25 protein-coding genes are annotated in these 26746 nt (G+C 64.5%); 9 read left to right on the forward strand and 16 right to left on the reverse strand.

Annotated elements, in window-relative coordinates:
* Positions 1–2: 2 nt before the first annotated feature.
* Both QYC26_RS12680 and QYC26_RS12685 read left to right on the forward strand, forming a co-directional pair.
* Positions 3–821: a serine protease gene (locus QYC26_RS12680; protein WP_317512586.1), complete on the forward strand. Its 819-nt coding sequence runs from the start codon at positions 3–5 to the stop codon at positions 819–821.
* Positions 822–888: 67 nt separating this feature from the next.
* Entirely contained in the window at positions 889–1155 is a 267-nt protein-coding gene (locus QYC26_RS12685) for a DUF3297 family protein (protein WP_317512587.1), read from the forward strand.
* Positions 1156–1203: 48 nt separating this feature from the next.
* Here QYC26_RS12685 and QYC26_RS12690 read toward each other — a convergent pair whose 3' ends face one another.
* The 13 genes from QYC26_RS12690 to QYC26_RS12750 all read right to left on the reverse strand — a co-directional run bounded on the left by QYC26_RS12690 (position 1204) and on the right by QYC26_RS12750 (position 17395).
* Complete coding sequence (locus QYC26_RS12690; protein WP_411197597.1) at positions 1204–1755, reverse strand: CHAP domain-containing protein; 552 nt, start codon at positions 1753–1755, stop codon at positions 1204–1206.
* Between the two features lie 134 nt (positions 1756–1889).
* Positions 1890–3800 carry a M1 family metallopeptidase gene (locus tag QYC26_RS12695; RefSeq protein WP_317512588.1) on the reverse strand — a complete coding sequence of 637 codons (1911 nt, stop codon included), beginning with the start codon at positions 3798–3800 and terminating at the stop codon, positions 1890–1892.
* Positions 3801–3899: 99 nt separating this feature from the next.
* Positions 3900–5090, reverse strand: coding sequence for a benzoate/H(+) symporter BenE family transporter (locus tag QYC26_RS12700; RefSeq protein ID WP_317512589.1), 1191 nt, complete (start codon positions 5088–5090; stop codon positions 3900–3902).
* A 36-nt stretch (positions 5091–5126) separates the two neighbouring features.
* On the reverse strand, positions 5127–5846 hold the full coding sequence (locus QYC26_RS12705; RefSeq protein WP_317512590.1) for a glutathione S-transferase family protein: 720 nt from the start codon (positions 5844–5846) through the stop codon (positions 5127–5129).
* 132 nt (positions 5847–5978) lie between these two features.
* Positions 5979–8003: a 3-hydroxyacyl-CoA dehydrogenase NAD-binding domain-containing protein gene (locus QYC26_RS12710; RefSeq protein WP_317512591.1), complete on the reverse strand. Its 2025-nt coding sequence runs from the start codon at positions 8001–8003 to the stop codon at positions 5979–5981.
* Positions 8004–8046: 43 nt separating this feature from the next.
* Positions 8047–9270: a serine hydrolase domain-containing protein gene (locus QYC26_RS12715; RefSeq protein ID WP_317512592.1), complete on the reverse strand. Its 1224-nt coding sequence runs from the start codon at positions 9268–9270 to the stop codon at positions 8047–8049.
* The gene (locus QYC26_RS12720; RefSeq protein ID WP_317512593.1) at positions 9267–10070 is read right to left on the reverse strand and encodes an SDR family oxidoreductase; all 804 of its coding nucleotides are present in this window, start codon (positions 10068–10070) and stop codon (positions 9267–9269) included. The genes QYC26_RS12715 and QYC26_RS12720 overlap by 4 nt, the downstream gene beginning before the upstream one ends.
* Before the next feature lie 25 nt (positions 10071–10095).
* On the reverse strand, positions 10096–11172 hold the full coding sequence (locus QYC26_RS12725) for a phosphotransferase family protein (protein ID WP_317512594.1): 1077 nt from the start codon (positions 11170–11172) through the stop codon (positions 10096–10098).
* Between the two features lie 17 nt (positions 11173–11189).
* Positions 11190–12272: a Zn-dependent alcohol dehydrogenase gene (locus QYC26_RS12730; RefSeq protein WP_317512595.1), complete on the reverse strand. Its 1083-nt coding sequence runs from the start codon at positions 12270–12272 to the stop codon at positions 11190–11192.
* Positions 12273–12383: 111 nt separating this feature from the next.
* Positions 12384–13667, reverse strand: coding sequence for an acyl-CoA dehydrogenase family protein (locus QYC26_RS12735; protein WP_317512596.1), 1284 nt, complete (start codon positions 13665–13667; stop codon positions 12384–12386).
* Positions 13668–13703: 36 nt separating this feature from the next.
* Positions 13704–15179 carry an MFS transporter gene (locus QYC26_RS12740; RefSeq protein ID WP_317512597.1) on the reverse strand — a complete coding sequence of 492 codons (1476 nt, stop codon included), beginning with the start codon at positions 15177–15179 and terminating at the stop codon, positions 13704–13706.
* On the reverse strand, positions 15176–16003 hold the full coding sequence (locus QYC26_RS12745; RefSeq protein WP_317512598.1) for an SDR family NAD(P)-dependent oxidoreductase: 828 nt from the start codon (positions 16001–16003) through the stop codon (positions 15176–15178). Before QYC26_RS12745 ends, QYC26_RS12740 begins: the two co-directional genes overlap by 4 nt.
* A 57-nt stretch (positions 16004–16060) precedes the next feature.
* Positions 16061–17395: an MFS transporter gene (locus tag QYC26_RS12750; protein ID WP_317512599.1), complete on the reverse strand. Its 1335-nt coding sequence runs from the start codon at positions 17393–17395 to the stop codon at positions 16061–16063.
* Between the two features lie 120 nt (positions 17396–17515).
* Between QYC26_RS12750 and QYC26_RS12755 the strand changes: the two genes are divergently transcribed.
* The 4 genes from QYC26_RS12755 to QYC26_RS12770 are packed head-to-tail and all read left to right on the forward strand — an operon-like array spanning position 17516 to position 21845.
* On the forward strand, positions 17516–18673 hold the full coding sequence (locus tag QYC26_RS12755) for an acyl-CoA dehydrogenase family protein (RefSeq protein ID WP_317512600.1): 1158 nt from the start codon (positions 17516–17518) through the stop codon (positions 18671–18673).
* Between the two features lie 45 nt (positions 18674–18718).
* On the forward strand, positions 18719–19855 hold the full coding sequence (locus tag QYC26_RS12760; protein WP_317512601.1) for an acyl-CoA dehydrogenase family protein: 1137 nt from the start codon (positions 18719–18721) through the stop codon (positions 19853–19855).
* Between the two features lie 37 nt (positions 19856–19892).
* Positions 19893–21035: an acyl-CoA dehydrogenase family protein gene (locus tag QYC26_RS12765; RefSeq protein WP_317512602.1), complete on the forward strand. Its 1143-nt coding sequence runs from the start codon at positions 19893–19895 to the stop codon at positions 21033–21035.
* A 21-nt stretch (positions 21036–21056) separates the two neighbouring features.
* Entirely contained in the window at positions 21057–21845 is a 789-nt protein-coding gene (locus QYC26_RS12770) for an SDR family oxidoreductase (protein WP_317515065.1), read from the forward strand.
* Positions 21846–21860: 15 nt separating this feature from the next.
* On the opposite strand, the gene QYC26_RS12775 is transcribed toward QYC26_RS12770, so the two are convergent.
* From QYC26_RS12775 to QYC26_RS12785, 3 genes are all read right to left on the reverse strand, one after another.
* On the reverse strand, positions 21861–22022 hold the full coding sequence (locus QYC26_RS12775; protein ID WP_317512603.1) for a Flp family type IVb pilin: 162 nt from the start codon (positions 22020–22022) through the stop codon (positions 21861–21863).
* 81 nt (positions 22023–22103) lie between these two features.
* Complete coding sequence (locus QYC26_RS12780; protein WP_317512604.1) at positions 22104–22487, reverse strand: PaaI family thioesterase; 384 nt, start codon at positions 22485–22487, stop codon at positions 22104–22106.
* A gap of 14 nt (positions 22488–22501) precedes the next feature.
* Complete coding sequence (locus QYC26_RS12785) at positions 22502–22933, reverse strand: PaaI family thioesterase (RefSeq protein WP_411197598.1); 432 nt, start codon at positions 22931–22933, stop codon at positions 22502–22504.
* Between the two features lie 176 nt (positions 22934–23109).
* Here QYC26_RS12785 and QYC26_RS12790 point away from each other — a divergent pair, with 176 nt between their 5' ends.
* The 3 genes from QYC26_RS12790 to QYC26_RS12800 all read left to right on the forward strand — a co-directional run bounded on the left by QYC26_RS12790 (position 23110) and on the right by QYC26_RS12800 (position 26742).
* Positions 23110–24654, forward strand: a complete 1545-nt coding sequence (locus QYC26_RS12790; RefSeq protein WP_411197599.1) for an acyl-CoA synthetase — start codon at positions 23110–23112, stop codon at positions 24652–24654.
* Between the two features lie 11 nt (positions 24655–24665).
* Positions 24666–25463, forward strand: coding sequence for a crotonase/enoyl-CoA hydratase family protein (locus QYC26_RS12795; RefSeq protein WP_317512605.1), 798 nt, complete (start codon positions 24666–24668; stop codon positions 25461–25463).
* Between the two features lie 70 nt (positions 25464–25533).
* Positions 25534–26742, forward strand: a complete 1209-nt coding sequence (locus QYC26_RS12800; RefSeq protein ID WP_317512606.1) for a phospholipase A — start codon at positions 25534–25536, stop codon at positions 26740–26742.
* Positions 26743–26746 lie beyond the last annotated feature (4 nt).

Here is a 26746-nt window from a genome sequence, read left to right on the forward strand (position 1 = left end):
GCGTGGCGCGGCACGGCAGGGAAGGGCGGCGCGGGGGCTGCACGCTTCCGATCCTGCTTGTCCTGTTCATCGCCGCCGCGCTCTGGCAGGGGCGCGACGAACAGGGCGTGCCGCGCCGTCCCGGCCTGTTCGACCGGCGCGACGAGGCGCTGCCCGAATTCGGCATCGCCGATGACGAACGGCGGCAGGACAGCCAGGGCACCGCCTTTGCGGTCGGCACCAACGGGCTGTGGCTCACCGCCGAACATGTCGTGCGCGGCTGCGCGCGCATCGGGCTCGCCACTGGGCCGGGGCAGGCGCAGCGCGTGGTGGAGGTGCATCAAAGCCCCTCGGCCGATGCCGCGCTGATCGCGGACGGCATGCCCGGCCCCATTGGGCTTGCGCTTGCCGCCACCGCGCCCGTTCCCGGTGCGCGCGGCTATCATATGGGCTATCCGGCGGGCGAGCCGGCGATCGTCGAGAGCGAGTTGATCGGCCCCGGCAATGCGGTGCGCGGATCGGGCCGGTCGGAAGCGGTGCTCGCCTGGGCGGAAATCGATCGCTTCCCCGATTTCGACCATACGCTGGGCGGCATCAGCGGCGGCCCCACGCTCGACAGCGCGGGGCAGGTCGTCGGCATCAACTCGGCCGCCAGCGAGCGGCGCGGGCGCGTGCTGACGACGCGGCCCGGGGCGGGAATGGAACTCGTCCGCGCGGTGCGCCACAGCTATCGCCCGGCCGCCGAGCCGCCCATTGCCGGGCTGCACGATGCGGTGCGCCGCTTTCGGCATCTGTCGGCGCTTGGCGCGATCCGCCCCGTCTACTGCGATGTCGCCGAATAAGCCGCATTGACGCTGGCGGCATGGGCTGGCTACTGCCCGCTATCATTCATTCCGGAAAGCAACGCCCATGACCGACACGCCTCCCGATCGTCTTGCGATCGATCCCGACAGCCCGTTCCACAATCCCGAACTGCTCGCGCGCGGGGTGGGGATCCGCTTCAAGGGCGTGCAGAAGCACAATGTCGAGGAATATTGCATTTCCGAAGGCTGGATCCGCGTTCAGGCGGGCAAGACGCTCGATCGCCGTGGCAAGCCGCTGACGCTCAAGCTGAGCGGCCCGGTCGAAGCCTGGTACGAAGACAATGAGCAGGCCGAAGGCGAAACCGAAGCCTGATATCGCGTTTCAGGGGTTCCCCGCTGCGGCGGGGGGCCACCGGCCGGCTCAGTTGGAGCGCAGGCCTTCGATGACGCCGGCGATTTCGGCCAGACGGTTGCCGACGAACTTCAGATCGTCGTTCGCGCGGCCGGGTTCGGCCTTTTCACCATAGATGAAGCCGTAAGCGGGGTACGAGGTCAGGCCCAGATCGCCCATCGGCGCGTACCAGACGCGCACCTTGCTCCAGTCGCCAGCCGCCGAGACGTCCATCGCGCGGACATTGCGCTCGATCTTGCCGCCATGCGACCAGTTGGCGTGGGTCAGCAGCACTTCGCGGTCCGAAATCACTTCCGAAACCATCGCGACATGGCCTGCGCGCATCTTGCCGTGCGACTTCATCGCCAGCACCGAACCGACCATCGGCACATTGCCACGGGCATATTTGCCGTCGGCCTGATCCCACCAGCCGCTGGCATTGCCGAACAGCTGGATGCCCGAAATTTCGCGCGCATAGGGGGCGCACTGCCAATATTGGGCCATTGCCGGGGCAACGCTCGAAACCATCATGCCGAAGAACAGGGCTGCGCCCATTGCTCCGCGTGCAAGCTTCGATGCCATTGAAAAACCCCCGTTTTGAACCCGTGCCAGTGTCTAGACAGGTCTATAGGAACGAGGGAAGGGGGCCGCGGCGGCTCAACTCATCCTATGCGGTGAGTTGTTGGCCGCCTGCGTTGAACGGCGGAACTGGCCGATTATCCTTGCCAATCCAGCGTTTTGTCGACCGCGCCAACCGTTACCGAATGGTAAAGCGGGCGCGCCTTGGCATAGATTCGCCGCGCGATCGGCAGGCCCCAATCGCCCTGCGCCTTCAGCGTCGCGAACAGCGGATCGACGAACTTGCGGCGGCCCATGCTCGTCAGGAACTGTTCGGCCGACGGCACCGCCGGGTCGAAGCGATTGCCCAGCGCCAGCATCAGCCAGGCAAAGCGCACCTCGCTATTGCCCGTGTCGGACAGTTTCCAGCGGACATCGAGCGCGGCGAGCTGATCCTGCGACAGCTTGCGCGGCAGCGCGTTGAGGAAGCGCACGCGTTCCTGCGTCGTCCAGCCATCGGCGCGAATGTCCGATGCCTTGCCGCCCGCCGCAAAGGCGCGCGCCGCCGCGTCCACCGCCGCAAACCGGCTCGACTGGACGTGGACCGCATTGTCGGGAAGCCCCGGCTGATAGATCCAGCGCATCACGCCGATCTTGTCCTCAAGCGCCTTGTCGTCCTTGAACAGATTGGCGCGCATATCCTCGATGAACCCCGCACTCGTCTGCGGCTTGAAGGCGAAGCGATCGAAATAGCTGCGCAGATAGGCGTCCCATGCCGGGCGGCCCACCGCGCGTTCGATCGTGCGCAGGAACACCGCGCCCTTTTCATAGGCGATGTCGCTCATCCCGTCATCGGGGTCGCGCCCGTCAAGGTTCAGGTGCAGCTGGCTGTCGGGCGCCTCGAGCCCGCCGGCTGCTGCAATCGCCTTTTCCATGTCGGACCAGCCCAGATCGGCGAGCATGGCGGCGCGTTCCTTGCCCTCCATCTCCTCCATGATCCGGTTTTCGAAATAGGTGGTGAAGCCCTCGTTCAGCCAGAAATCGTTCCAGTTGGCGTTGGTTACCAGATTGCCCGACCAGCTATGGGCCAGTTCATGCGCGATCAGGCTGACGAGCGAGCGGTCGCCGGCAATCGCGGTGGGGGTGACGAAGGTCAGGCGCGGATTTTCCATCCCGCCAAAGGGAAAGCTCGGGGGCAGAACAAGCAGGTCATAACGGCCCCAGCGATAGGGGCCGTACAGCTTTTCCGCCGCCGCCACGAATTTCTCGAGATCGGCGAACTCATAGGCGCTCTTGTCGAGCATCGCAGGTTCGCTCCACACGCCGGTGCGCGGGCCCAGCGGCTTGAAGGCCAGGTCGCCCACCGCGATCGCGATCAGATAGGGGGCAACGGGCTTGTCCATCCGGAAGCGGAAGGTGCGGCCGCCATCGCTTTCCTCGCCCTCGGGCGTCAGCATCTCGCCGCTCATCACCGCCTTCAACTCCTCGGGCACGGTGATGCTGGCTTCCCAGGTCTGGCGAATGCCGGGGCTGTCCTGCGTCGGGATCCAGCTGCGGTTGAGGATCGCCTGACCCTGGCTGAACAGATAGGGATATTGCTTGCCGGCCGTTTGCTCGGGCGACAGCCATTGCAGCGCGGGCGCGCCGGGCGAGGTGACGTAATGGACCACGATCCGCTTGGCGCCGTTCAGGATCACCGACAGCGGCTGGCCGTGCACGGGATCGCCCTTGCCCTGCGAATAGGCGAGCGTGTTGCCCGCGGCGTCGGTCACGCGGCGGATCGTCAGCCCCTTGCTGTCGAGGATCACGCGCTTGGCATCGGGGGCCAGTTCCAGATCGAGCGTCGCGGTGCCGCGCAGCACCTTTTCCTCGAAATCCACCGCCAGATCGAGCGCCACGTGCTTGACGCGCGCCTCCTCGGGCTTGGCAAAGCTGTGCGTGTCCACGCCCTGTTCCTTCATCGCCACGCTGCCATCCTGCGATGCTGCCATATTCTCGTTCTTCGCTGTGCCGCAGGCGGACAGCGCGGCAAGGGCGAGAATCGAGGCGGCAAGACGCAGTTTTTTCATCAATGGGGCTCTTATGGGCTGTGCCGGCGGCGCGGCGGTGGGGATGGGTGACGCTAGAACAGCTTTGGCCTTGAGAAAAGCGTTCGCGCGCGCTTTTTCTCAGCGCAACAGGCGCTGCGCACCCAGCGCGACAAAGCCGATCACCAGCCCCCAAAAGGCCGATCCGATGCCGAAGAGCGACATGCCCGATGCCGTCGCGATAAAGGTCAGCACGGCGGCTTCACGGTGCGTGTCCCCCGCCATCGTCGCGCCCAGCGCGTTGGTGAGCGGGCCAATGAGCGCGACGCCGGTGATGGCGGCAATGGCGCTGGGCGGCATCGCCATGAACAGGCTGACGAGCGGCGCCGAGAACAGCGCGAGGAGAATATAGAACCCGCCATAAGCGATGCCGACCAGCCAGCGCCGCGTTGGATCGGGATGCGCATCGGCATCGGTGCAGATCGCGGCGGTGATCGCCGCCAGATTGATGCCGTGCGCGCCAAAGGGCGCGAAGACCAGCGACAGCGCGCCGGTGCTGAGCAGCAGCGGCTGGACGGGGGGCGCATAGCCCGCCGAACGCAGCACGACGAGGCCGGGCAGGTTTTGCGAAACCAGCGTGACGAGGAAAAGCGGGATGCCAAGGCTCACCACCGCCTTCCAGTCGAAGCTGGCAAGCGTCGGGGTCAGTGATCCGAACAGCGCGCCCGAAACCCCGCCGCCCACATCGCCGCGTCCGGTGACGACGGCGATCGCCACCGCCAGCGTGATCAGCAGCGCATAGGCGGGAAAGCGCACGCGCGCGGTGATGAACGTCACCACGAGCACGCCCGCCATCAGCGCGTCGGACTGAAAGGTGCGGAACAGGCCGAGGCAGAAAGGCAGCATCACCCCCGCCAGCATCCCCGATGCCACCTGTGCCGGAATGCGCGCCGCCAGCCGCCCCAGCGCGGGGATCAGCCCCAGCACCACCATCATCGCGGCGGCCGCCACGAACACCCCCGTTGCCACGGGCCACCCGGCGGCGGTCGCGCTTGCCGCGATCAGCGCCGCGCCGGGGGTGGACCAGGCCAGCACCACGGGCATTTTCTGCCACCAGCTGAGGAGGATGCTGCCGATCGCGATGCCCGCGCACAGCGCGGTCACCATCGATCCGATCTGCCCGGCATTGCCGCCCAGCGCCTGCCCGGCCTGCACCACCAGCACCACCGTGCCGCCAAAGCCAATGAGCGCGGCGATCGCGGCGGCGGCCCAGCCGGAAAGGGGCAGGGCGGGGGTCAGGCGGGAATGGTTGGAAGGCGCATCATGCATCATGCCTCTCTAGGCACAGCGTGGCCCTTGCGCAAAGCGTCAGCTGCGCGCCTTCTGACCGAACAACACGGCGCGCTGGCGTGCAGCGTCCTCGGTATTCGCCTCGATCGGCTTGCGCAGCTCGGCGCCCACCGCCATCCCCTTTTCAAACGCCTCGCGCTGGCCGCAGCGTTCCAGCCACGCCGCGACATGCGGGAAATCGGCGATGTTCTGCCCCACGCGTTCATGGTGGATCGCCCAGGGGTAGATCGCGAAATCGGCGATCGACAGCGGGCCCGCCACATAGTCGCGGTCGGCCAGCCGCGTGTTCAGCACGCCGTACAGCCGGTTCATTTCGTTGGTATAGCGTTCCTGGCCGTACGCCAGCTTGGTGGGATCGGGTTCGATGCTCGGGGCATAGATGCGGAAATGATTGGCCTGCCCCGCCATCGGGCCGAACCCGCCCATCTGCCACATCAGCCAGCTTTCCACCTCGGCGCGCTCGCGCATATTGGCGCCGCCGAACAGCCCGGTCTTGCGCGCCAGATATTGCAGGATCGCCCCGCTTTCGAACAGCGCGATCGGCTGCCCGTCGGGGCCGTCGGGATCGGTGATCGCGGGCATGCGGTTATTGGGGCTGATCTTCAGGAAATCGGGCTTGAACTGGTCGCCCGCGCCGATGTCGACGGGATGGATCCGATAAGGCAGCCCCATTTCCTCCAGCGCGATGGTGATCTTGTGGCCGTTGGGCGTGGGCCAGTAATAGAGCGCGATCGACATGGTATCTCCCTGGGGCAAGCCGTGTTCCAGAACGATATAGGGGCGCCCCGGCATCGTGCCAGATGCGCCCCCCGGGTGCCTGTTCGCTTGGCGGTGATCCGGGCATTGCTGCCCGGACCCAGCCCGGATGGCTCAGCCGTTGAACCGGCCCTTGCTCGCGGCCTTTTCCTTCAGCAGCGGGGCAAGTTCGAAGCCGTGTTTTTCAAGCCCCTTGGCAATCTTCTCGGCGCCTTCCAGATCGGCCCAGAACATCGGGCCGCCGCGATACACCGGCCAGCCATAGCCATAGATCCAGACGACATCGATGTCCGATGCCCGCTGCGCCTTGCCTTCGGTCAGGATGCGCGCACCCTCGTTCACCATCGTGTAGAGCGTGCGCTCGATGATTTCTTCGTCGCTGATATCGCGCTTGGGCTTACCCGATTTGGCGGCGAAATCGTCGATGATCGCCTGCACGTCGGTCGAGGGGGTGGGGGTGCGCTTCTCGTCATAATCGTAAAAGCCCTTGCCCGTTTTCTGGCCCAACCGCCCGGCCGCGCACAGCGCGTCGCGCACGGTTTCGATCCGGCTCGGATCGCGGTGCCAGCCAATGTCCAGCCCGGCGAGGTCGCTCATCTGGAACGGCCCCATCGGCATGCCGAAATCGACATGCACCTTGTCGATCTGCTGCGGCGTCGCACCTTCCATAAGCAGCTTCTGCGCCTCCTGCTGGCGCGGGCGCAGCATGCGGTTGCCGATAAAGCCGTCGCATACCCCGGCCACCACGGCCACCTTCTTGATCTTCTTGGCGATCGCCATCGCGGTGGCCAGCACATCATCGGCGGTCTTTTCGCCGCGCACCACTTCGAGCAGCTTCATGACATTGGCGGGGGAGAAGAAGTGCATGCCCAGCACATCCTGCGGGCGGCTGGTGACGCCGGCGATTTCGTCGATATCGAGATAGCTGGTGTTCGATGCCAGGATCGCGCCGGGCTTGGCAATCTTGTCGAGCTTGGCGAAAACGTCCTTCTTCACCGCCATGTCCTCGAACACCGCCTCGATGATCAGGTCGCAATCGGCCAGCGCCGCGAGGTCCAGCGTCGGGGTGAGCAGCGCCATCGCCGCCTCCACCTGTTCGGGCTTCATCCGGCCCTTGGCGGCGGTCGCGTCGTAATTCTTGCGGATGATCCCGGTGCCGCGGTCGAGCGCCTCCTGCTTCATCTCGACGATGGTGACCGGAATGCCCGCCGACAGGAAGTTCATCGAAATCCCGCCGCCCATCGTGCCGGCGCCGATCACGCCCACTGTGCGCACCGGGCGCAGCGCCACATCGTCGGCGATGCCGTCGATCTTGGCGGCCTTGCGTTCGGCGAAGAAGATATGGCGCTGCGCGGCGGACTGGCTGCCCATCATCAGCTTCATGAACTGCTCGCGCTCGAATTTCTCGCCCTCGTCAAAGGGCAGCCGCGTCGCCGCCTCGACACAGGCGATATTGGCGGCGGGCGCGTCAAAGCCGCGGAACTTCCTGGCATTGGCCTTGGCAAAGGCCGCGATGCTGGCGGGATCGCCCTTGACCGGCATCTCGCTTGCCTTGCGCGGGCCCTTGGCAATGGCATTGCGGGCATAGGCGATGGCATCGGCGGCAAGGCTGTCCTCACCGGTCAGCTGGTCCACCAGCCCCAGGTCGAGCGCGCGTTTGGCGCTGATCGGATTGCCGATCGCGCACATTTCGACCGCCGCCTCGATCCCCGCCACGCGCGGCAGGCGCTGGGTGCCGCCGCCACCGGGCAGCAGGCCCAGCTTCACCTCGGGAACGCCTAGTTGCGCCGACGGAACGGCGACGCGGTAATGGCAGCACAAGGCGGTTTCCAGCCCGCCGCCAAGCGCGGTGCCGTGGATCGCGGCCACCACGGGCTTGGGGCAATCCTCGATCATCGCCAGAATCTCGTGCAGGCCCGGCTCCACCGGCCCCTTGCCGAATTCGGTGATGTCGGCGCCCGCGAAAAAGGTCCGCCCGTCGCAGCGGATGACGACCGCCTTCACCGCGTCATCGCCCAGCGCCTCTTCCAGCCCGGCCTTCAGGCCCTGGCGCACCGCTGCGCCCAGCGCGTTGACCGGGGGATTGTTGGAAATGATAACAAGCACTTCGCCATGGCGTTCGGTGGTGACGACGGACATTTTTCTCTCTCTCCTTGAATTTCGGGTGCGCGGCTAAGGCGGGTCAGTCGGCCAGCGCCGAATAGACCATCGTCTTCAGCTCGCGACGGACGGGATAGGTGCTGCTCGGCATCAGCTGGGTCATGAAGATCATGATGACCGCTTCGGTCGGGTCGACGAAAAAGGCGGTCGAAAACATCCCGCCCCAATAGAAATCACCGCGCGATCCGGGGATCATCGTCTGCGCGGGGTTGAGCGTGGTGGCAAAGCCAAGGCCAAAGCCCACGCCCGCATTTTCGGCCTCGCTGAACAGCGAACTGGACAGCTGGGTCAGGTCGCCGCCGCCGGGCAGGTGGTTGGCGGTCATCAGGTCAAGCGTCTTGCGACCGATGATGCGTTCGCCCTCCAGCTCGCCCTGATTGAGCAGCATGCGACAGAAACGGTGATAATCAGCAAGCGTCGATGCCAGCCCGCCGCCGCCCGAAAGCTGGTTGGGCTTGCGGCCCCAGGCGGTCTTTTCGCCCGCATCCCACAGCTTTTTCGTCTTTTCGCGGTGAAAGGCATAGCAATCGGGAACGCGGTCGATCTTCTCGGCCGGAATCTGGAAATGCGTATCGACCATCCCCAGCGGGCGGGTGATCCGGTCGGCGATCACCTCGTCCAGCGGCTTGTCGTCCATCCGCTGGAGGATTGCGCCCAATATGTCGGTCGAGATCGAATAGTTCCACGACGTGCCGGGATCGAACTGGAGCGGAATCTTCGCCAGCACCTTGATGAAGGTCTCAAGGTCGGGGCCGTTGAACGCCTCCAGCTTCTCGCGGCGATAGGCGGCGTCGATCGGGGTGCGTTCCTGAAAGCTGTAGGTCAGGCCCGATGTATGGCGCAGCAGGTCGATCATGCGCATTTCGGTGGTGGCGGGGCGCGAGACGAAGGGCACGTCGCCGCCGCCCGCCACGAACACGCCCAGATCCTTCCATTCGGGGATCACCTTGCTCACCGGGTCGGCGAGCGCGACGCGCCCTTCCTCCACGAGCTGCATGAACGCGACCGAGGTGATCGGTTTCGACATCGATGCGATACGAAAGATCGCATCCTCGCGCAGCGGCTGGCCGGGGCGCGCCTCGCCCTGCAACGCCAGATGCGCAACATCGTCGCCGCGCCCGATCAGCAGCGCGCTGTGCGGAAAGCGGCCGGTATCGATATAGGTGGATTTCAGAAAATCGTCGATCCGCTCCAGCCGCTCGGGAAGGAAACCCAGCTCTTCGGGATCGCTGATCGTCAGGGTCATGCCGCTGTCTTTCCCATTTCCTGTCGTGTTACCGGGTGGGACGAGGATAATCCGCCATCCACCGCAATCGCCTGTCCGTTGACATAGCTGGCTTCGTCGGAGGCGAGGAACAGCGCCATATGCGCGATCTCCTCGGGCTGGCCCGCGCGGCGTAGTGGATTGAGCCGGCCGATCCTGTCCTCCACGCCTTTTTCGCGCGCATATTCAAAGGCGCGCTCGGTCATCCCCGTTTCGATCAGCCCGGGGCAGATCGCGTTGACGCGCACGCCAGTTCCCGAAAGCTGCTGCGCGGCGGTCTGGACAAGGTTGATCACCCCCGCTTTCGACGCCGAATAGGCGGGGCAGCCCGCGCCCGATCGGATGCCCGCGACGCTTGCCGTGCAGATAATCGATCCCGATCCCTTTTTGATGATCTCGGGCGCGGCGTGCTTGATCAGCAGGAACGGGCCGATCAGGTTCACCTGCAAAATCTGCTGCCAGTCGTCGACGCTATGTTCGAACAGCCCGGTCAGCCCGCCCGAAATCCCAGCATTGGCATAGGCGATGTCGACGCCGCCGTGCATCATCCGCGCGCTTTCAACGAGCTTGCGGACATCGTCCTCAAGCCCCGCATTCATCTGCACCGCGCTCGCGGTGCCGGCATCGGCGGTGATGGCTTTGGCGGTGTCGTGGACGGCGGGGGTCAGGTCACCCAGCACCAGCCGCGCGCCTTCGCGGGCAAACAGCATGGCGGTCGCCCGGCCGATGCCCGATCCGGCGCCGGTGATGATCGCGCTCTTGCCCGCCAGCCTGCCGCTCATCCTTTGTCCCCCGTCATCGTTCCTGTCACCGGGCGCCTGCCAGTTGCGCGAAATGCCAGGCGGATCTGGCAAGGCTGGGCACGCGCGCGGCGGTGCGTTCGGCCTGCGCGCTCGATGCCGTGCCGTCGATCACGCGCTTCTTGATACCCTGGACGATGCCGGTCAGCCGGAACAGATTATAGCTGAAATACCAGTTGAGATCGGGCAGCCCGCTGCGCCCGGTGGCCGCGCAATAGCGGTCGACCGCTTCATCGAGCGAGGGGATGCCCAGCGCTTCGAGGTCCAGCCCGTAAATGCCCGATCGCCCCTCGGGCTCGGTTACCCAGTTCATCAGCAGATACGAAAAATCGGCCAGCGGATCGCCCAGTGTCGACAATTCCCAGTCGAGCACCGCCAGCACCTTGGGCGCGCCCTCAGCAAAGATCATGTTGTCGATGCGGAAATCGCCGTGGACGATCGATGTCCGCTCCTGCACCGGCACGGTGCGGGGCAGCCATTCGATCAGCTTTTCCATCTCCGGGATCGTCTCGGTTTCCGACGCGCGGTACTGCTTGGTCCAGCGGCCGACCTGCCGTTCGAAATAATTGCCGGGCTTGCCGTAATCACCCAGCCCAACCGCCTCGTGATCGATGCCATGGAGCGCCGCGAGCGTATCGATCATCGTGTGATAAATGCCGCGCCGCGCCTCGGGCGTCAGCCCGGGAAGCGATCCGTCCCACAGGTTCCGGCCTTCCACCAGCCCCATGACATAGAACATCGCACCCACCACGCCCTCATCGGTGCACAGGCCAAAGGGGCGGGCGACCGGAAAGCCTGTCGGGTAGAGCGCGGAGATCAGCCGGAATTCGCGGTCCACCGCATGGGCGGAGGGGAGGAGGGGGCCGAAGGGCTTGCGCCGAAGCACATAGGCGCCGCTCGGCGCATCGATGCGGTAGGTGGGGTTGGATTGCCCGCCCTTGAACTTGGACAGGCGAAGGGGGCCCTCAAACCCTTCCACATTCTGCGCCATCCATGCGGTCAGCGCGGCTTCGTCCAGCCGGTCCTTTTCGGGCACCGCGGTCGTGCCCACCATGGTCGTCTCGGCATCGGATAGTTGGCTCATGCTCTGCCCGTCCGTCATCAGTCAAAGGTGATCACGGATCGCGCGGCATCGCCCTTGCGCAATTCGTCAAAGGCGTGGTTGATCTTTTCCAGCGGCATCCGCTCGGCAATGATCGTGTCGAGGTCGAGCCGGCCCTGCAGGTAGAAATCGACGAGCCTTGGTATATCGACGGGGAAGCGGTTGCCGCCCATCAGCGCGCCCTGCAGCTTTTTCGAAGCCAGCAGGTCCATCGCGGACAGCCCCACCTTGTGCGTCAGCGGCATCATGCCAAGGATCGTCGCCGTCCCGCCCCGGCGCAGCAGCTGCACCGCCATGTCGCCGGTTTCGGGGCGGCCCACCGCCTCGATCGCGTGGTGGACGCCACCCTTGGTGCGTTCCACCACCTCGGCGGCGGCATTGTCTGCCTTGGCGTCGATCGTGTCGGTCGCGCCCAGCTTTTCGGCGAGCGCGCGCTTCTCAGGCACCGGGTCGATCGCGATGATCCGCCCCGCGCCCGCGATCTTCGCGGCGTTCACCGCCGCCAGCCCGATCCCGCCGCATCCGACCACGGCTACCGTCTCGCCCGGTGAGACATCGGCCGCGTGGAATATCGCACCAGCCCCCGTCGTCACCGCGCATCCGATCACGCACGCGCGGTCGAGCGGCATTTCGGGGTCGATGGCGACACAGGCATGTTCGTGCACCAGCATCTGTTCGGCATAGGCGGACAGGTTGAGCATCTGGTGGACGACGGTATCGCCCATCATCAGCCGGGGTGGCTCACCCTTGCCGCGTTTCAGGCTGGCGTCGGTGCACAGCGACAAATTGCCCGTGACGCAGTATTCGCAGTGCCCGCAAAAGGCGGACAGGCAGGTTACCACAGCATCACCAGGTTTCACGGTGGTCACCTGGTCACCCACCGCCTCGACAATCCCGGCGGCCTCATGCCCCGGAATGGTCGGCAGCGGATGCGGATAGGCGCCGTCCACGAAATGCAGATCGGATCGGCAGACCCCCACCGCCGCAGTGCGGATCAGCACCTCGCGCGAGCCGGGTTTGGAAATCTGGACATCCTCGATCGTCAATGCCTGACCGGGCATGTGGAGAATGGCTGCTTTCATGGCGTTTCCATGTCCTGATTATCCGGCATCCGGTGGGACACCCGTTGCAATGTCATGTCCACCTTGTTCCGGTTTTCGCGTGCCGGAACCAGGATGGGCATGGGCTTCTCCTCAGCGTGAAACGCCGATATCCCCGCTCGACAGGCCCGGCGCGGCGGCGGCGCCGTGCTTGCCGAATTCGATCCGCGCGATCGATCGGTTGTGCACCTCGTCGGGCCCATCGGCCAGCCTGAGCGTACGGATGCTCGCATAGGATTTGGCCAATCCGAAATCCTCGGAAACCCCGCCGCCGCCATGCGCCTGGATCGCGTCATCGATGATTTTCAGCGCCATGCGCGGCGCGGCAACCTTGATCATCGCGATCTCGGCCTGCGCGGCCTTGTTGCCCACCTTGTCCATCATGTCGGCGGCTTTGAGGCACAGCAGCCGGTTCATCTCGATATCGATCCGCGCTTCGGCGATGCGCTGTTCCCACACGCTCTGGTCGGCCACGCGCTTGCCAAAGGCGACGCGCGACAGCAGCCGCTTGGCCATTTTCTCGATCGCCTCCTCGGCCGCGCCGATCGTGCGCATGCAGTGATGGATGCGGCCCGGCCCAAGCCGGCCTTGCGCGATTTCGAACCCGCGGCCTTCGCCCAGCAGCATGTTATCCACAGGCACGCGCACGTCCTTCAGCTCGATCTCCATATGGCCGTGCGGCGCATCGTCATAGCCGAAGACGGGGAGGTGGCGGAGGATCGTCACGCCCGGCGTGTCGAGCGGCATCAGGATCATCGATTGCTGCTGGTGGCGCTTCGCCTCGAAATCGGTCTTGCCCATCACGATCGCGATGTCGCAGCGCGGATCGCCCGCACCGCTCGACCACCATTTGCGGCCGTTGATAACATAATGATCGCCGTCGCGCTCGATCCGGGTTTCGATATTGGTGGCGTCGGAAGAGGCGACGGCGGGTTCGGTCATCAGAAAGGCGGACCGCGTCTCACCCTCCATCAGCGGCTTCAGCCAGCGATCCTTCTGCGCGCGGGTGCCGTAACGATAAAGCACCTCCATATTGCCCGTGTCGGGCGCCGAGCAGTTGAAGACTTCGGATGCCCAGTTGATGCGTCCCATTTCCTCGGCGCACAGCGCATATTCGAGGTTGGTAAGCCCCGGGCCGTCAAAGGCGAAGCTGTCGTCGACATGCACGCGCCCCGACGATGGCGGCATGAACAGGTTCCAGATCCCGGCCTCGCGCGCCTTGGCCTTCGCCGTCTCGATCGTCTGGATCACCTTCCAGCGTTCGCCGGTCTTCTGCTCGGCATGGTAATCCTTGTCGTGCGGGCGAACATGGCGTTCGATGAAATCGCGGACGCGGTCGCGCCAATAGGTCTCACGGTCGTTCAGGCTGAAATCCATTGGCTCGTCTCTCTCCGTATCTTTTGCGCGATGATGTCAGGCACAATCCGATTCTGCCAGCGCCGTTCGCAGCGTAATTCCCTCATTTTCCCGCGCATTGCGCTCACGCCGTGCCGAAAGCTGGCGCAGCCTGTCTTCATGGTCGTTGCGCCCGAAGGGAAATTGCAGGAAGCACCAGGCGCCGCAGCAGCCGATGAAAAGCGTCAGCCCGCCATATACCAGCGCCAGCGCATCGACCGTGTCGATGGGCACCGCGCCGGGCTGCGCGCCTTCCGGAAAGCCGATCAGCGCCAGCATCGTGCCCGACAGGAAGATGCCGATCCCCGTCACGCATTTCTGGACGAAGAAATAGCCGGCAAAGAACAGCCCCTCTTCGCGCCGCGCGGTGCGCAGTTCGGCGGCGTCGGTCACATCGGCCATCATCGATGTGGTCAGAATCATCGAGCAGACGTTGAACATTGTCGCCAGACCAATCATCGTCAGGAACACCGGCATCAGCCAGGGGGATCCGGGTTCGGGAAAGGCCCCGACGGCGCGCAGCCAATAGGGCGTGGTGATGACGATGGCCGAAAGAAAAGCGGTGAGCGCCGCGCCGTGCTTCTTGCCCAGCCGGCCCGCCAGCCGGGGGACCGCCAGAAAGGCGAGGAAAACCCCGCCGAACAGCGCGATGGCATAGATGATCAGCGCGGTCTGCGGGAATTCCCAGATATAAAGAAGCAGATAGTTGGACAGCGCGAAGGTCATGCCCTGATTGGCAAAGGTGAAGATGCCTGCCGCCATAAGGATCAGGAACGGTCGGTCGTTGAGCGTGCCGAGGATCGCGCGCAGGCTATGGTCGGCCGCTGGCTGGTTGCGCTCGGCAACCGGGCGGGCAAGCCGCCGGTGCGTGCCAAGGGCCGATACCAGCACCGCGATGAGCATGGCGATCGATCCGACCAGCGCCAGTTTCTCATAGCCGCGCGGGTTGAGCTGGCCGACGGGATATTCGGCATCGGGCAGCAGAAAGACGCCGTAGGCCAGCGCCAGCATGACGAGCCCGGCGGCCCAGCCGAAGAGGAAGCGGTAACGGACGACCACTGTGCGCTCATGATAATCGCGCGTAATTTCGGGGACCAGCGCGATCGACGGCACTTCATAGCAGGAGACCGCTGCCCGCACGAGCACGGCGACGCCAAGCAGATACCAGAATTGCTGCGACACCGGCAGTTCGGGCGGGTTCCAGAGCAACAGCCAGACCAGCGCGATCGGCAGCGCGGATGCATAGAGCCAGGGATGGCGGCGTCCCCAGCGCGTGCGTGTCCGATCGGACAGGGCACCCACCAGCGGGTCGATACAGGCGTCGATCAACAGCGCGATCAGGATGGCGAGCCCAACCTCATGCGCGGGCAGGCCGATCACCTGATTGTAGAACAGCAGCAGGAAGACCGAAAAGCCGTTGTCCTTGATGCCATACGCTACCGCGCCGAACCCATAGGCAAGCTTGGTGCCGATCGGCACCGGCTGGCCGCTCATGCGCGCGCCGCCAGCATATCGATCAGCCCGGGTGTTGCCGGGTCCCAGCTTGCCCGCGTGCCGATCAGCATCCCGCCATCAACCAGCAGGTCGGTGCCGGTGACGAACGATGCCGCGTCCGAGGCAAGATAGGCGACCGCCTCGGCAATGTCTCGCGGTTGGCCGGCGCGTGCCACGGGCTGGGCATGGGCGGCGGCCCCCATCAGGATCTGCTTGGCCTGCAATGCGTCGATCGCGGGATCGAAGGCAGGGTTGAAGATGTTGGTGACGATGAAGCCAGGGCACACCGCGTTCACGCGGATGCCATATTGCGCCAGATCGGCGGCGGCGATGCGTGTCAGATGCAGCACGCCCGCCTTGGCGACCGAATAGGCGGTCGGCGCATAGCCGGATTGGAGCGCCGAGACCGAACTGGTGTTGACGATCGCGCCGCCGCCGCGCGCCTTGAGATGCGGTGTGGCATGGCGGATGCCGAGCGCGACCGAACGCAGCAACAGCGCCATCGTATCGTCCCACTCCTCGGCGGTGATCTCGTCGATCCCGCCACGCGCGCCGCCTGCACCGGCATTGTTGAAGACGATGTCGATGCCGCCGGTGGCCTCGGCGGCAAAATCCATAAGGGCTTTTATATCCCTGTCCGCGCGTACGTCGCAGCGTTTGAAATGCAGCGTGCCAGGATGGGCGGAGACCATTTTGGTGCCGGCCTCGGCGTCGAGATCGCCCATCACGACCTGCGCGCCTTCCGCCAGAAACAGTTCGACCGTTGACTTGCCGATACCGGAAGCGCCGCCGGTAACGACCGCCGTCTTGCCTGCGAATCTCATCGCCCGCATCCCTCCTGTTTATATGTCAAAGCATATTCGAGACTTCGGTATGGTCAATCACCGAGCCGCTGCCCCTACGGCATGCTGGTCGGCGGGGCGGGATATCCCGTCCGCCCGCAGGAAAACGCCCGCGCGCCAATAATGCCAGATCGCCCAGGGCGTGATGGCGCACATGGTGAGCAGTGCGTAGCGCAGCGATTCCGCGCCCAGCGCCGGTCGGTAGAGATCGCTCAACAGGCCGATTAGGGTGGGGCCGAACCCAAGCCCGATCAGGTTGATCGAAAGCAAGGTGATCGCTGCCCATAATGCGCGCATCTGAACTGGTGCGAGCCCCTGGATAAGCGCGAAGCTGGGGCCGAGATAGCTGTTCTGGAAAAGCAGCGCGATGCCATAGCAGATCAGCGCCAGTTCGACGTCGGGCACGATGTAGAGCGCGAGGGCAAAGGGAAAGGCAATCGCCTTGAGTAGCGCGACAAGCCAGCTCTGGCTGTGCAGGCCGTGGCGGCGTGCGCATCGGTCGGCAAGCTTGCCGCCCACCACGCCCGAAATACCGCCGATAATTGCAATGATCGGCGCAAGGATCAGGGCGATCTGGGGCAGGGTGAGGCCAAAGCTGCGCTGATAATAGCTCGGTGCCCAGGCGGTGAGCGCATAGCCAATGAGCGATGTCAGCGTGACAGCGAGAACGAGATGACGGGCCGCCGGAGACTGCCAGAGGCTTGCAAAGCCGGCGCCGATGCCTGGCGCCTTGCCCTCGGTCTGGGCGGGCGGATCGGAGAGGCCCCGACGGGGCTCGACGATCAGTGCGCGCACAAGAAGGGCGAGGAAAATGCCGGGAATGCCGACCGCGATGATCGCGATGCGCCAGCCATAAAGATGCGCCAGCGCGCCCCCGATCATCGTGCCAAAGCCGCCACCCAGAACAACGCCCAGCGCATAGATGCCCATGGCGCCCGCACGTTTTTCTGCCGGATAGAGATCGGCGATCATCGAATGGCTGGGCGGGCTGGATCCTGCTTCGCCGATGCCGACGCCGATGCGCGCCAAGAGCAATTGCACGAAATTTTGCGCCAGCCCGCACAAAGCGGTCATGAGGCTCCACAGCCCCAGCGAAATCGCGACGATGTTGCGTCGGTTGCCGCGATCGGCAAGCCGGGCAACCGGGATGCCGAGACCGGCATAGAAAATGGCAAAGGCCAGCCCGGAAAGCAGACCCAATTGCATGTCCGAAAGGCGGAGATCGGCTTTGATCAGTTCAAGCAGGATCGCCAGGATCTGCCGATCCATATAGGAAAAGAAATAGGTGAGCGTGAGGAGAAACAGGGTGATCCCACGGCGCTCGAGCGCGCGTTCGTCCGCTTCCCGCTGCCTCGTATCGACCGGAATCGTCACGCGCACCCTCTCTTTACCGGATTTCTCCGTCACCGACTTTTCGGCATGCGACAAGGCTGGACTTCGTTGACGTTTTCGTCAAGCATACTGGAAATTCGAAAATGGAATCGGGAGAGAGGAATGGCTGATCTTGAGCAGTTCCGCGCCGAAACGCGGGCATGGCTCGACGCCAATTGTCCGCCGGAAATGCGCGAGCCTGTGCGCGACGAAACCGATGCGTGCTGGGGCGGGCGCAATCCTGTTTTCAAGAACGATGCACAAAAGATCTGGCTGGAACGCATGGCCGAAAAGGGCTGGACCGTGCCCGACTGGCCCAAGCCCTATGGCGGCGCGGGGTTGTCGCCTGCCGAGACCAAGATATTGCGGCAGGAAATGGCCGCGCTTGGCTGTCGCAGCCCGCTTTCCTCCTTCGGAATCTGGATGCTCGGCCCCGCGCTCCTCAAATTCGGCAGCGAAGAACAGAAGCTCCATTATCTCAACCAGATCGCGCGCGGCGAAATCCGCTGGTGCCAGGGCTATTCCGAACCGGGTTCGGGGTCCGATCTTGTCTCGCTCCAGACCTACGGCGAGGACAAGGGCGATCACTGGGTGGTGAACGGCCAGAAGATCTGGACCTCCTATGCCGACAAGGCGGACTGGATCTTCTGCCTTGTTCGAACCGACAAGAACGACAAATATCGTGGTATCAGCTTCCTGCTGTTCGACATGACGACACAGGGGGTTTCGACCAAGCCGATCAAGCTGATTTCGGGCAATTCGCCCTTTTGCGAAACCTTTTTCGACAATGTCGTCGTTCCCAAGAACCAGATCGTCGGCGAACTCAACCGCGGCTGGGACGTCGCCAAATATCTGCTCGGGCATGAGCGTGAGATGATCTCGGGTGCGGGCAATGCGCCGATGGGATCGCTTGGTGCGATGCACCGTGAGCTGATGGCCGAGGAACCTTTGCTCCGGGCCGAAATGGCGCGGCTCGATGTCGACACGCTCGCCTTCCGTGCGATGGGCGAACGGTTCCTTGACGAGCTGAAGGCCGGCAAGGCGCATCCCGCGCAGCCGAACATGATGAAATATTACGGTACCGAGCTGAACAAGCGTCGCAACGAGTTGGTGATGGCGGCGGGCGGTGCCGATGCGCTGGAATGGGAAAGCGAGGCTTCAGGCGGTGGCGGCAAGGCGCGCGCCTGGCTGCGTACCAAGGCCAATTCGATCGAAGGCGGGACGAGCGAGATCATGCTCAACGTGATCGCCAAGCGCATCCTGGACCTGCCCGGCGGCTGACGCCCGGCATCCGACCAGCCCGCAACACCATTCAGGATTGAACCGATGCCGCTTTACCTAACCGACGATCAGGCACTGCTGCAGGACAGCGCACGCAGCTTCATGGCGAGCGAGGCACCGATCCCGCATTTCCGCAAGTTTCGCGACATGAACTGCAAGGACGGCTTTTCGCATGGGTTGTGGAAGCAGTTCGGCGAAATGGGCTTTACCGGCATCCTCGTGCCCGAGGCCGAAGGCGGCCTCGGCCTCGGGCATGTCGAGGCGGGGATCGTGCTTGAAGAGATCGGGCGCAACCTGTCGCCTTCGCCCTTTCTGACCACCGCCATCGCAGGCGTGACGGCGCTGAACGCGGCGGACAAGGCGCTGCGCGATCGCTGGCTGCCGGGCATATTGGCGGGTGAGACGGTGCTGGGGCTCGCGATCGACGAAGGCGCCAAGCACCGGCCCCAGGCGATTGCGACGCGCGCCGAGCGCTCGGGCAATGGGTTTCGCCTGACTGGCAAAAAGCAGTTCGTGGTGCAGGGCGCGTCTGCCGACATGCTGATCGTCGCCGCGCGGACCGCGGGCAGCCCCGGTGACACCGAGGGGCTGACGCTCTTCGCGGTGCCCAAGGATAGCGCGAACATGACATTGGAGGCTGCGCGATTGGTCGATAGCGCGATGGGCGCGCATGTCCGGCTCGACGGGGTCGAGGTGGACGGTGATGCGGTGATCGGCGAGGTCGATGGCGGCTGGGCGGTACTGACCCGCTTGCTCGATGCCGGGCGTGCCGGTGCGGCGGCCGAACTGGCGGGCGTCGGTGCGGGCGCGATGGACATGACGATCGGCTATCTCAAGCAGCGTAAGCAATTCGGTCAGCTGATCGGTGAGTTTCAGGCGCTCCAGCACCGTGCCGCGCATCTCTATGCCGAGATGGAAGTGGCACGCGCGGCGGTGCTCAAGGCGCAGCAGCTGCTTGATGAGGGCAGTGACAAGGCCGAATTGATGGTCGCGGTTGCCAAGGCCAAGGCGGGGCAGGCGACGAGCCTTGCGGTCAAGGAAGGTGTGCAGATGCACGGCGGCATCGGGATGACCGACGAATATGATGTCGGGCTGTTCATGAAGCGCGACCGCGCGTTGCAGGAATTTTTTGGAGACAGCAATTTCCAGGCGGACCGCGTGGCGCGGATGCACGGATATTGATCCCATGATCTGAGGTACAGGACGAAGGGGAAGCTGAGTGGCGCTGGATCCTGAAGTCTTTGAAGCATTGCTGGAGACCATTCGCCGCTTCGTCGCCGAACGGCTGCGCCCGCGCGAGGCGGAGGTGGCCGAAAGCGACGAGATTCCCGGTGATCTGATCGCCGAGATGAAGGCGCTCGGGCTGTTCGGCATGTCGATCCCCGAACAATATGGCGGCCTTGGCCTTAATATGGGGGAGGAACTGCGGATCGCGTTCGAACTGGGGCGGACGAGCCCGGCGATGCGTTCCACCTTCGGCACCAATGTGGGGATTGGCAGCCAGGGGCTGATCATGGCGGGCAGCGATGCGCAAAAGGCGCAGTGGCTGCCCCGCATCGCGAGCGGGCAGATCATCACCAGCTTTGCGCTGACCGAGCCCGATGTCGGGTCCGATAGCGCCGCCGTGAAAACCCGCGCGGTCCGCGACGGCGATGTGTACCGCGTCACCGGCACCAAGCGTTTCATCACCAATGCGGACAAGGCGTCGCTTTTCACCGTCATGGCGCGCACGGGCGGGGAAGGCGCGCACGGCGTATCCGCCTTTCTGGTGCCCGCAGATCTCGCGGGCGTGCGCATCGGGGCTCCGGAACGCAAGATGGGGCAGCAGGGCGCGCATGTGTGCGACGTGCATCTGGATGACGTGCCCGTGCCGGCGGCGAACATGCTGGGTGCGGAGGGGGACGGGTTCAAGGTGGCGATGCGCGTGCTCGATCGCGGGCGGCTGCATATTGCGGGCGTGTGCGTGGGCGTTGCGGATCGCCTTATCGCCGACTGCGTGGCCTATGCGACGACGCGCATCCAGTTCGGTAAGCCGATCGCCGAGCACCAGCTGATCCAGGCGATGATCGCGGATTCAAAAACCGAGGCGCTCGCTGCGCGGGCGCTGGTGCTCGATGTCGCGGCGCGCAAGGATGCGGGCGAGAATGTGACCATGGAATCGGCCGCCGCCAAATATTTCGCGAGCGAGATGGTGGGGCGCGTGGCCGACCGCGCGGTCCAGATCTTTGGCGGGGCGGGTTATATCGCGGATTACGGCATCGAACGGCTTTACCGCGATGTGCGCCTGTTCCGCATTTACGAAGGAACCAGCCAGATCCAGCAGATCGTGATCGCGCGTGAGACGATCCGCCGTGGGGGCTGAACAGCCGGGAAGGACAGGATGATGGACGTCAGCAAGCTGTTTTCGCTGGAGGGGCGGATTGCGCTCGTTACCGGCGGGTCGCGCAATATCGGCAAGTGGATTGCCGAGGGGTTCATCGCACAGGGCGCCAAGGTCTATATCTCGTCGCGCAAGGCCGAAGCGTGTCTGGCGACCGCGCAGGAGCTTGGCCCCAACTGCATCGCGCTGCCGCATGATATTTCGACGGTCGCCGGCTGCCGCGCGCTTGCGGAGGCGTTCGCCGAAAAGGAACAGCGGCTCGACATTCTCGTCAACAATGCCGGTGCCGCCTGGGGCGAACCGTTCGAGAAGTTTCCGGAAGCCGGCTGGGACAAGGTGATGGACCTTAACCTCAAATCGCCCTTCTTCCTTACACAGGCGCTACACGGCGCGCTGAAGGCGGCGGGCTCTGCGTCGAAGCCGGCCAAGGTGATCAACATCACCTCGATCGACGGGATGCGGCTCAATCCGTGGGACACATTCAGCTATCACGCGTCAAAGGCTGGGCTGATCTATCTCACCAAGCGGATGGCGGCGCGGCTGATCAGCGATCATATCAACGTCACCTCGATCGCGCCGGGGGCGTTCGCGTCGGAGATGAACCGCGCCGCACGCGACCATGGCAATGAGGTGGCAAAACGCATTCCGGCGGGGCGGATCGGGGCCGAGGAGGATCTGGCGGCGGCGGCGATCTATCTGGCCAGCCGCGCAGGCGACTATGTCGTTGGCGAGACGATCACGGTCGACGGTGGGTTGGTGAATGCGAGCCTGGGAACGAGCATCGACGCCTGATTGCGGCGCGCGGGTCTAATGCCCGCGCATCGCGTTGGTGAGGGTGTTGAGCGTATCGACGAGCGACAGCCCGAGCATCTGAAACGCGATGATCGCCGCTAGCGAGATGAGGGCGGCGATCAGCCCATATTCGATTGCGGTTGCCCCGCGCCTGTCTGTCCACAAGCGTTTTAGCATTTCAAACTGCACTGAAAAACCTCCCCTGCCCAATGCCGTCATGAATGTGGCAGGGGATCGTTATGAAGCACTTAAAGGCGATCAACGGGCGATGAGGATATTCATCCGCGCGGATGCGATCAGCTTTTCCCGGTCATCCTGCCAGGCGACGGCCTCGACATTGGCGATGCGCGTGCCGACGCGTGTTACCAGCCCGATCGCGAAGGTTTCCTTTTCGCGGCCGCCGCGCATGAAATCGACGGTGATGTTGATCGGTTTCAGCCGGGGCGTGTCTTCATCCCGGAACTCGGCATAAAGCGCGGCGATCGCCGCCATTTCGAGCATGCCGCCAAGCGCGCCGCCATGGACGAAGCCGGGGCGCCCCAGCACTTCGTTGGAAAAGGGCATCGACAGGATCGGCACGCCGCGCTCGTCGCCGCAGATCGAGAGGCCGAGCGTATCAGCATAAGGGGGAAGCGGTTTCATCGGGATATCGGCTTTCAGAGAAACATGAACGTGCCGGCGACATGCGCGACGGGATCTTCGGGATCGCCATCATGCGCCTGACCGCGGATGAAGGCGATGTTGCGCGTGATGCGATAGCATTCGCCGCGGCCGATAACCGAGCGGCCGGGCGCGGCCGGGCGGAGATAATCGACGCGCAGATCGAGCGTGGCCTGCGGCCGCAGCTTTCCGCCACGCACCCAGACCGAGGCGCTGGTTGCCATGTCCATCAGCGAGACGACGGGGCCGGAGGCGAGAATGCCGGTATCGGCATCGCCAACGAGCTTTTCGTTATAGGGCAGCTCAAGCTCGACCCAATCCTCGCCATGCGCGCGGTAGGTGAGCCCGAGCACGCCGCCATGCCCATAGTCGTTCATGGCGCGTAGCAAGCGCGCCGGATCGAATGGCATGTTGGTCAAGTCTTCCATCGTGAAACTGCCTGCATTTACTGATGCGCGCGGACTAGCGGCTGGAGCCTCTGTCTGCAACGTCGTCGAAATGGAAATGGGTGACTTGCCCCGGAAGCTGTGATTAGATGACGCTTACGGAAAGGAGAGGGGCTGGGGAAGCACCTTGCCACCGTGGCCAGAGGGAGAGCGATGCCGTGACTCATCCGCTGCACCATGCCCGGTCGATGCCGGAAAAGCCCGCAGTCATCATGGCCGGGTCTGGCGAGCGCATCGATTATGCGACGCTTGATGCCCGGTCGAACCAGGGCGCGCATCTGTTCCGACGGCTGGGACTGGCGCGCGGGGACACGGTGGCGTTCCTGTTCGACAATCATATCCGGTATTTCGAACTGGCCTGGGCGGCACAGCGCTCGGGGCTGCATTATGTGTGCATTTCGTGCCGGCTCGCGCTGCCGGAGATCGCGTATATCGTGCGCGACAGTGGCGCGCGGTTGCTGGTGACGTCCGAAGGCGTGGGGGGCGTTCTGGACGGATTGCCGGAGGCGATACCGGATGTGCCGCGTTACCTGATCGGCGTACCCCGCGCAGGGTGGGCGGACTGGGTGGCCGAAGCAGCGGCGATGCCAGTCACGCCGATTGCGGATGAAAGCGCGGGCGTGGACATGCTCTATTCCTCGGGTACGACCGGGCGGCCAAAGGGGGTGCGCATCGCGCTGCCCGAAGATCCGGCGATCGATGCGCCCCATGGGCTGGCGATGCTGGCGGCGGGGATGTTCGGCTTTGGTGCCGACAGCATCTATCTTTCGCCCGCGCCGCTTTACCACGCGGCGCCGCTGCGCTGGTGCATGAGCGTCCAGCGGCTGGGCGGCACGGTGGTGATGATGGAGCATTTCGAGCCCGAAGAGGCACTGCAGGCGATTGCGCGCTATCGGATCAACGCCAGCCAGTGGGTGCCCACGCATTTCATCCGGATGCTGAAGCTGCCTGAAGCGGTTCGCACGGGCTATGACATAACCTCGTTGCGCTCGGCCATCCACGCCGCCGCGCCCTGCCCGGTGCCGGTGAAACAGGCGATGATGGACTGGTGGGGGCCGATCATCGACGAATATTATGCGGGATCGGAAGGCAATGGGCTGACCGCGATCAAGGCGGCGGACTGGCTGACGCATAGGGGGTCGGTCGGCCGCGCGATGATCGGCAAGGTCCATATTTGCGACGAGCAAGGCAATGAACTGCCCGTGCGGACGCAGGGGATGGTCTATTTTTCCGACGGGCATCCGTTCGAATATCATAACGACCCGGAAAAGACCGCGCAGGGGCGTAACCGGCTCGGCTGGTCCACCCTTGGCGATATCGGGTGGGTGGATGAGGAGGGATTTCTGTACCTGACCGACCGGGCGAGCTTCATGATCATATCGGGGGGCGTGAATATCTATCCCCAGGAGATCGAGAACCTGATCGTGACCCATCCGCGCGTGGCCGATGTCGCGGTGATCGGTGCGCCCTGCGCCGACATGGGGGAGCGTGTGGTCGCGATCGTCCAGCCCGTGGACATGGCCGATGCCGGGGCCGGGCTGGCCGACGAACTGACGGCTTTGTGCCGGGCCAATCTATCCGGCGTGAAGCTGCCGCGCCAGATCGACTTTACCGATGAATTGCCGCGCCACCCGACCGGGAAGCTGTACAAGCGGGTGCTGCGCGACCGTTACTGGGGCACCGACAGCCCGGCGAATGGATGAAGGATGCGAGTATGAATGACCGGGTTTCCGTGGCGATCGATGCCGGTGTGGCGGAGGTGCGGCTGACGCGGGGCGACAAGATGAATGCGCTCGACCCCGCGATGATCGACGCGCTTGCCGGGACGATCGATAAGCTGCGGCGGACGCCGGGTTTGCGCGCGGTGGTGCTTTCGGGCGAGGGCCGCGCCTTTTGCGCCGGGCTGGACATGGCGAGCATGGCCGCGATCGGGGAGGGCGGCGGCCTTGGCGGTGCCTCGCTGACCGATCGGACGCACGGGCCCGCGAATATCTTTCAGCAGGTGGCATGGGGTTGGCGCACGCTTGAGGTACCGGTGATTGCGGCGGTTCATGGTGCTGCCTTTGGCGGCGGGTTTCAGATCATGTCAGGCGCGGACATCCGCATCGCGCACCCCGACACGCGCATGGCGATCATGGAAATGAAATGGGGGCTTGTGCCCGATATGGCGGGCGTTGCGCTGTGGCGGACGCTGGTGCGCGACGATGTGCTGCGCGAGCTGACCTATACCAACCGCGAATTTTCGGGGGCGGAGGCCGAGCGTTTCGGCTTTGTTACCCGCACCTCGGCTGCGCCCTATGACGAGGCACTGGCGCTGGCGCGCGATATTGCGGGGCGCAATCCGCATGCGGTGCGGGCATCCAAGCGGCTGTTCAACCTTGCCGCCGAAAGCGATGCGGCGACGATCCTGATGGCCGAGAGCGAGGAGCAGGTGCGGATCGTCCGCAGCCCCAATCAGGTGGAAGCGGTGACGGCGAATTTCGAGAAACGCGCGCCGCGCTTCGTCGATTGAGGCACGCGGCGGCGCACAGAGCGGGTCGGTTGCCTTTTCTTCGCCATCTTGTCGCGGCATAGCCGGCCCCATGAAACTCTTCGCATATGGTGCGCCGCTGATCCTGATCGCGGCCAGCCCGGCACAGGCCGAGGCCGCGCCGCGCCTCATCATCAGCGCAATCACCCCGGCCAAGGAAACCGGGCGGATGCAGGTGGAAGTAACCTTGCTGAACGGCGGGCCTGATAGCGCCAGCCTGCCCGACGAAATTCCCGCGACGCTGACGCTGAACGGGCAGCCCATGCCGGTGACGCTGGAGCGTGGTGGGGGCGTCCCCTCCGCCGCAGCAGCGGCGCAGGGCGGATTTGTGCAGGGCCTGTATCAATTCGCGCTGCCGGCCGGGGTGACGGCGGGCGAGGAGGCAAGCCTAGTGCTGGACACAGGCGATGCCGGTGCGCCGCGTTATGCCTTTGCCGCGCCAGCGAGCCAACCCGTTCGGATGGCGGAAAAGGAAGCAGTGCGCGAGCCGATGCCGATCGAGGCGACGCTCGACGCGCCAAGCGCCAAGCCCGATCTGGGCAATGCCTATCTTGGCAATCTTTCGAGCTATCAACCGATCTATGCGGTATATGGCCCGGGCACCAACAGCGACGGGCGGCTGCAGATCAGCTTCAAATATCAGCTGTTCGGCGATGCGGGCGAAGTGGGGCCGGGCGCCCCCTTCATAAACGGGCTGCATTTCGGATTTACCCAGAAGCTGTTCTGGGATCTAGGCGGGCATTCCTCGCCGTTCCGCAACATCGATTTCATGCCCGAGATCTTCTATCTCGCCCCCGCCGTCCCGGTTTCGGAGAAGCTGGCGCTGGGCGGCCAGATCGGGCTGCGGCACGAATCCAATGGCCGTGACGGGGATGCCTCGCGCAGCCTGAACAATGTTTATGTGCAGACCATGGCGACGATGCCGATCGGCGATTACAAGCTGACGATCGGGCCGAGGCTGTGGTTCTTCGTCGGCGATAAGGAGGATAATTCCGATATCGCCCATTATCGCGGCAATACCGGGCTGTTCGCCGAGATCGGCAAGGATGACGGCTTTCGCCTGACCACCGCGACGCGGTTGAATTTCGGATCGGGCAAGGGATCGTTCGACGCGGAGGTTTCCTATCCGCTCGACCGGATTATCTCGACCCCGCTCAACCTCTATCTCTTTGGCCAGGGCTTTGTCGGTTACGGTGAAAATCTGCTCGATTATAACCGGCGGACGACGCGGATCAGGTTCGGCATCGGCATCGTCCGCTAAAGGA

This window comes from Sphingomonas sp. C3-2 (assembly GCF_033025475.1).
In the GTDB taxonomy this organism is placed as follows: domain Bacteria; phylum Pseudomonadota; class Alphaproteobacteria; order Sphingomonadales; family Sphingomonadaceae; genus Sphingobium_A.

Bases quoted from the DNA above. Each gene is read 5' to 3' on its own strand.
- QYC26_RS12685 (WP_317512587.1), top strand. From the start codon at position 889: ATGACCGACACGCCTCCCGATCGTCTTGCGATCGATCCCGACAGCCCG.
- QYC26_RS12690 (WP_411197597.1), bottom strand. From the start codon at position 1,755: ATGGCATCGAAGCTTGCACGCGGAGCAATGGGCGCAGCCCTGTTCTTC.
- QYC26_RS12695 (WP_317512588.1), bottom strand. From the start codon at position 3,800: ATGAAAAAACTGCGTCTTGCCGCCTCGATTCTCGCCCTTGCCGCGCTG.
- QYC26_RS12700 (WP_317512589.1), bottom strand. From the start codon at position 5,090: ATGATGCATGATGCGCCTTCCAACCATTCCCGCCTGACCCCCGCCCTG.
- QYC26_RS12705 (WP_317512590.1), bottom strand. From the start codon at position 5,846: ATGTCGATCGCGCTCTATTACTGGCCCACGCCCAACGGCCACAAGATC.
- QYC26_RS12710 (WP_317512591.1), bottom strand. From the start codon at position 8,003: ATGTCCGTCGTCACCACCGAACGCCATGGCGAAGTGCTTGTTATCATT.
- QYC26_RS12715 (WP_317512592.1), bottom strand. From the start codon at position 9,270: ATGACCCTGACGATCAGCGATCCCGAAGAGCTGGGTTTCCTTCCCGAG.
- QYC26_RS12720 (WP_317512593.1), bottom strand. From the start codon at position 10,070: ATGAGCGGCAGGCTGGCGGGCAAGAGCGCGATCATCACCGGCGCCGGA.
- QYC26_RS12725 (WP_317512594.1), bottom strand. From the start codon at position 11,172: ATGAGCCAACTATCCGATGCCGAGACGACCATGGTGGGCACGACCGCG.
- QYC26_RS12730 (WP_317512595.1), bottom strand. From the start codon at position 12,272: ATGAAAGCAGCCATTCTCCACATGCCCGGTCAGGCATTGACGATCGAG.
- QYC26_RS12735 (WP_317512596.1), bottom strand. From the start codon at position 13,667: ATGGATTTCAGCCTGAACGACCGTGAGACCTATTGGCGCGACCGCGTC.
- QYC26_RS12740 (WP_317512597.1), bottom strand. From the start codon at position 15,179: ATGAGCGGCCAGCCGGTGCCGATCGGCACCAAGCTTGCCTATGGGTTC.
- QYC26_RS12745 (WP_317512598.1), bottom strand. From the start codon at position 16,003: ATGAGATTCGCAGGCAAGACGGCGGTCGTTACCGGCGGCGCTTCCGGT.
- QYC26_RS12755 (WP_317512600.1), top strand. From the start codon at position 17,516: ATGGCTGATCTTGAGCAGTTCCGCGCCGAAACGCGGGCATGGCTCGAC.
- QYC26_RS12760 (WP_317512601.1), top strand. From the start codon at position 18,719: ATGCCGCTTTACCTAACCGACGATCAGGCACTGCTGCAGGACAGCGCA.
- QYC26_RS12770 (WP_317515065.1), top strand. From the start codon at position 21,057: ATGGACGTCAGCAAGCTGTTTTCGCTGGAGGGGCGGATTGCGCTCGTT.
- QYC26_RS12775 (WP_317512603.1), bottom strand. From the start codon at position 22,022: ATGCTAAAACGCTTGTGGACAGACAGGCGCGGGGCAACCGCAATCGAA.
- QYC26_RS12780 (WP_317512604.1), bottom strand. From the start codon at position 22,487: ATGAAACCGCTTCCCCCTTATGCTGATACGCTCGGCCTCTCGATCTGC.
- QYC26_RS12785 (WP_411197598.1), bottom strand. From the start codon at position 22,933: ATGGAAGACTTGACCAACATGCCATTCGATCCGGCGCGCTTGCTACGC.
- QYC26_RS12795 (WP_317512605.1), top strand. From the start codon at position 24,666: ATGAATGACCGGGTTTCCGTGGCGATCGATGCCGGTGTGGCGGAGGTG.
- QYC26_RS12800 (WP_317512606.1), top strand. From the start codon at position 25,534: ATGAAACTCTTCGCATATGGTGCGCCGCTGATCCTGATCGCGGCCAGC.